Below are 6,000 nucleotides of genomic sequence, written 5' to 3'. Positions count from 1 at the left end.
CCTTGCCAGAACAGGTACAAGCTCGCTGTTGCGTGTCAATATGGATGCTACGTTGACGGTCACAACGATCACCGGCGGCTCGCTTCCGTTTACCACGCACTTGCTGAGTGCCAGAGGACAGCGTTTGGCGCTTGCTTCTACGACCGGAAATACGGCATACCTGGCATTGAATGCGGTCGGAACGGCGATTTCGGCTTCCAGCGACCAGACCTTGAAAGTGTACCCGGATCAGATCAACCGTTTGAAACGGGATGCAACTCTGACGAAACTACTGGCGTTCGGAAAAGACGGACTGGCTTACCAGTTTGACCCGACTTCTTCCAACACCTTTGCACGCATGAACAATTCCGTGAACGAAGCCATTTACGATGCGTATGTAAACAATACACTGGTGTATCTTGTGGGGGAGAACGGATTGGCGAAGCAGGGAACACACAGTGGGTATGCTTCGCTGACGATGACGGATATGACGACTGCTTCGGGACAAACCATTGCGGGTGCTCTTGCAAACCGTGATTTGTATAGCATCGTTCTTACACAGAACAAACGCCTGTTTGCTGTGGGAGCTGGCGGCGCGCTCGTCTATTCTCCTTTGGCCTATGGAACCGGAAGCGTTTCTCCGAGCGTGATTGCGCAGGGAAGCGTTGACTTCTATGGTGCGGCAGTGAAAGTAAGTTCTGAGAACGTCCTGATCTGCGGCGGCGGCGGACGCATCCAGGAACAGTTTGGAGCCACGGCGCTGATCAACCAGCATGTATTTATCCCGGGAATTGCAGACATACATTTCAAAGACGCTTCATCGGCTACGCTGATTGCCAAAAACTTTGTGGTGCGCTCCACGACGAATGCCGGCGGAAGCTGGAACCTGGTGAAGCCTGCCGGTACGACCATTCCTGCGGCAACATACGGAAAAGTCTGGACACTTGCCGGAGGAAAATCGCTTTTGTTCGGATCGGGAAATACCCTGCTTTACAATGCGAATACGGATTTGACTGTTACTGCTTTTGCGGCAACCGATGTCAAAGCCCTTGCAGCAGGAACCAACGATCAGAATCTCTTTTTCGTGGACGGAAACCTGGTGCGCAAAGTCAACCTGACTTCGCTGATTCCAACAACCGTTCACACGCTTTCCGGTTCCAACCCGGTGAATGCCCTGCAGGTATTTGCCAACGGAGACCATATTCTCGTGGGAGACGGTGGTTTATACAAGCACTACACGGCTTCAGGAACGCTGTTGAGTTATTCTACCGGGCTTCCTTCAACCGATTTCAAGGCACTGGCCTTTTTAGACAACCTGAACGGGATCATCGTGGGGAACGGCGGGGTGTATTACAAAAGTACCAACGCAACGATTTCCACTTCCGGTTATATGGAATCGGCAACCTGGGAAGTGCGTAACCTGGCTTCCGGTGATCCGATGGGTGTATCGGGAGCGAATATCTATGCGCTTGCAGTGACTTCCCCGACCGGCGTGCTGATCGGGGGTGAAAACCCGGTGTCCGGAAGTGCGACCACTCCGTATGTGCGCTGCATTTACGATGCCGGCGGACGTTATTCGAACCGTTTCTGGTATGACCGCCTGGGACGTCTGGTGGTGAGCAGAAACTCCCGCCAGGAGCAGGAAGGAAAATACAGTTACCTGTTGTATGACGCACTTGGAAGGGTGTACGAAGCGGGTGAAAAAACAGAAAACCCGGATACCGAATTGCAATTTGCAGGAATCTTCGGAACCACCGTGAGCGGGTATTTCAACCCGGCGACCATTGATGATGTGCGTCTGGGTATCTGGATCACTGCCGGCGGAGAACGCAAAGAAGTGACCCGTTCGTATTATGACAATGTAGCGATCAGCGGCATTACCGGCTTGAGCGCGGATCTGTTGACCCAGCGCCTGCGCATCGTGCATACCACCTACGAGGAAACATACGACGGCAATGATCAGACCTACGATCATGCCACACATTACAGCTACGACATTCACGGAAATGTAAAAACGCTGATCCAGGATAACCGGAAAATGGCAACCGATTTTGCTTCCCTGGCAGCGGAGCGTTTCAAGCGCCTGGATTATTCCTACGACCTGTTGAGCGGAAACGTGCACCGCATGAGTGTGCAGGCCGGAGCAGCAGACCAGTGGCATCACGCCTATACCTATGATGCAGACAACCGCCTGCGCCGCGTCTATACGAATACACACGAACCGTTGACACCGATCGGCAGGCTGACCCAAAACAAGGAAAACGAGCTGCTCGCCAATGCCGACTGGCAGCGCGATGCACAGTACTATTTCTACGATCACGGTCCGCTGGCGCGGGTAGAGATCGGGCAGAACAACCTCCAGGGTAGCGATTATATCTACAACCTCCAGGGTTGGATTAAAAGCGTGAACGGCTCCGATTTAAAAGAAAATTTCCCCGATCCGGGAAAAGACAGCGATCCGACAGGAATCAATGCCCTGTTTGCCAAAGACGTGTACCATTTCGGACTGCATTACTATGAAGGCGATTACATGGCGATCTCTGGAGCGGTTCCATTGGCTCCGGTGAATACCGGTAGTGTGGCTGCCGGCTACAGTTCGGATTTGTACAACGGGAATATCCGCTACATGGAAACCCGGATTCTGAACCCGCAAACCCGGGAAGCGATGCCGATGCTCAATGCGTACCGCTACGATCAATTGAATCGATTGGCGGAAAGCCGCAGTTTTGAAACGGGTTACAGCGATACCGAATGGAAGCCGGATAGCTACCGGGACGAATATTTCAATGCGTTCGCCTACGACGCGATGGGGAACATCCTCACGCAGCAGCGCCACAAGCGGGATGGAACACAGATCGAGGATTTAACGTATCGTTATCAGCGGGACGATAACGACCGCCTGGTGCGCAACTGCTTGTATCACGTAAATGACAATATTGGTGCAGGGGTAGACAGCACGGATATTGACGACATGGGTCTCTTCGACGCTGCGTTGGCTACCATCAATGGCAGCAACAATTATGTGTATGACAAGGAAGGACGCCTGGTAAAAGACCGCCAGGAAGAGATTGATTCGATTATCTGGACGGTAACCGGAAAAGTGAAAGAAATTATCCGCACGGCAGGTTCTGAAAAGAAAAACGTATCTTTCGACTACAATTCACTGGGGCAGCGCATTGCCAAGCACGTGTATAACAACGAAGACTGGATGCTGGAGAAATCGACATATTATATTCTGGACCCGCAGGGGAATCAATTGAGTATGTACGAGCATACGGTAACGAAACGGGAATCTAATTTCTACCTGGCAGAGCGCAATATCTATGGTTCCAGCCGTTTGGGAGCAACCGGAGATACGGTGAATATGGCTGACCCGCATCCATTACCGAGCTACGGCTGGGCAGGGAACCGGAGCTATGAATTGAGCAATCATTTAGGGAATGTGCTGACAGTGATTTCCGACATTGTTTACCCGTTCAGTACGGATGAAACGAGCATTGCTTCCTATGTAGTGGGCCTCAACCAGGTATCGGATTATTCTCCGTTCGGTGTGCAGCTGGATGGAAGAACGATCAGCTGGGGAATTAAGGGGAATGAGTATCGTTATTCTTTCCAGGGACAGGAGCATGATGATGAGATTAAGGGAGAGGGGAATTCATTGAATTATGAATATCGAATGCATGATCCTAGATTGGGCAGATTTTTTGCTATTGATCCGTTGAATATACAATATCCTAACTTGACCCCATACCAATTCAGTAGTAATAGCCCAATATATATGATTGAATTGGAAGGTTTAGAAGGAACTCTTTATACATATAAAATTTGGTATACAAATGATGGCAAAACGCGAAATTCAGTTCTTATAAGTGTAAAGGAAGTGGAAGGGTTGAAACAAGACGTTATTAAATTGGTTATCCAGCCCCATGGGGAGCCAAATGGGAAAACACATCATTTAGAATATTATTTGAGAAATGAAGATGGTACGAAAGGATACGCTTCTCCTCACTACAATGTTGATAATAAACCTACAGTTTCTGAGTTGAACAAGGTTTTTAAAGGGATTAAACCTAATCCAGCCCCACCTCTTTCTACTACAGCTTCATTTGTACATGGAAGTAATTACTATGAGTCAGATCCTACTCATTATGAATGGTTGGAAGGACATGGTCCTTTTGAAAAAGTTGAAGTAAAACTTAATGGTCCTTCTATTACAATTGGGGCGATAAAGTATGATTATGGACTTACTTTAAAAGAAAATGGGGACGGTAGTGGAAGTTTATGGAGTTTCAATAGGACAAGTTTAACAACTAATGTGTCAAATGGAGTGGACATTGGTGCGCCATCATTAATGTTTGATTTTTATTTTAATGTGGGATCAAAAGATAAGCCAAATGTGGCCCTTAAGACAGATGGTAAATATGGTTTTTTTAAAACAGTTGTTAGTACAAATTCAAATGGAGAGAATAAACTTTCTTTAGGAATTACTGCACCATCTAAACCATCTGTAAAGGTATCAATAGAAACGGAATTGAAGAAAACAGAAAAAAAACTATTTTAATATGAAAAATAAAATTCTAGCAATAAGCATTCTTATTATAGTTGGATGCACGGATCAATCAAAAGTGAAGGAAATTCAAATAATAAATGAGATTAATCAATCGATAGCTTCGGAGTATAAATGTCAATTAACGGTTGATATCATTAACGATCAAGAAAAGAAGCTGGAGATATCTATTCAAAATAGTTTATCTGATGACTTATTACGTGGAAAAATGTTTGTTGATTATTGTTCAAGGTTAAAGTCGTCAGGATTGCAATTCCAAAACTATACACTAAAGGAGAATAATGAAGTTGTTGCATTTGTTTCTCAAGAGCAACTATCCAGATTGATGAAAAAAATAGAGAAAGATGAGTTAATGTTATCAAAATTACAAAAAGATAGAAGTCAACTCTATAATATGTTGGATGATAGTTTGAAAAACGAAATTGATTTTAATGACTTTGATCTTCAGTTATCTAAGTTGGATTTAAAAGGGCTGAAGTTTTGTGGATTTATTTATTTCGATACACTGATGTCTATTAGTTTTGAGAATAGTCATAACAGATTGTCATTAGTTAGTGATCCAAATTCTGATAGTGAAAAATTATTAGGAATTCAAATAAAATAGTTGGGGTAGTGGGTAGTGTTATCAATTATCACTTTTGAAAATTGGAACTGCTTAAAAGATTGATTTTGAGATGCGATTTTGATGTCTAATTAAAAAACAAGTGAGGCTCATCCCTCACTTGTTTCATTTTAAGTCATTCTGAATGCTCAAAATGCAGTAAGTTCGTGCTATGTGTTATCAATCATCACCTGAATGAACTGTCGGTATTGCGATGGAATGTGTATTCGTAAAGGAAAGCAGCGGGAAGTTCAAGTTTATCAATGCAGAAATTGCTTGAAATACCAGCGCCTGGAATCTAAATACCGCTCCAGGTTAGTGGAAGATCACACCGTATTACCCAGCTGGTTAAAGAAAGCTGTGGGATCCGGAGTATTGCCCGCATACTTTCCCTTTTACCCTCAACGGTGATTAGAAGGATCCTAAAAATTGCAGGAACAGTTAAGAGACCTTCGACTCTTTTGTTTGGACAAACTTACCTGGTCGATGAGTTATTTACCTATGTCGGAAATAAAACCAACCGCATTTGTATCGCCTATTCCCTTCACCCAAAAACCGGGGCCGTCATTGATATTGTGGTCGGAAGAAGAACAAAAAGCAATCTGAAAAGAATTATTTTAACGTTACTTTTGTCCGATGCTAATCAAATCATAACCGATAAGCTGAATAGTTACAAAGAACTGATTCCGAAAAAAATGCATTCCACCAAAAATCGAGGTATCAACCACATTGAGCGGCAAAACCTCAACCTGCGAACTCACTTAAAACGCTTAAACCGGAGAACCATCTGTTATTCGAAATCAGCAGTCGTGTTGTTTGCAGTGGTAAAAATCTATTTTTGGACTTGAAAATG

Annotated in this window: 3 protein-coding genes; all 3 read left to right on the top strand. The window is 45.0% G+C overall.

Translation table 11 applies throughout. From position 1 onward, the window contains the following. Window positions 1-4,540, top strand: a 4,540-nt coding sequence (locus ABDV94_RS19515; RefSeq protein ID WP_343748904.1) for an RHS repeat-associated core domain-containing protein, incomplete at its 5' end; no start/stop codon positions are given. A gap of 1 nt (window position 4,541) precedes the next feature. Continuing rightward, on the top strand, window positions 4,542-5,150 hold the full coding sequence (locus ABDV94_RS19510) for a hypothetical protein (RefSeq protein ID WP_343748903.1): 609 nt from the start codon (window positions 4,542-4,544) through the stop codon (window positions 5,148-5,150). A gap of 299 nt (window positions 5,151-5,449) precedes the next feature. Further along, on the top strand, window positions 5,450-5,995 hold the full coding sequence (locus ABDV94_RS19505; RefSeq protein WP_343748906.1) for an IS1 family transposase: 546 nt from the start codon (window positions 5,450-5,452) through the stop codon (window positions 5,993-5,995). Window positions 5,996-6,000 lie beyond the last annotated feature (5 nt).

The organism is Fluviicola sp., from assembly GCF_039596355.1.
GTDB lineage: Bacteria > Bacteroidota > Bacteroidia > Flavobacteriales_D > Crocinitomicaceae > Fluviicola.
This window is presented reverse-complemented; position numbering and strand designations above follow the sequence as displayed.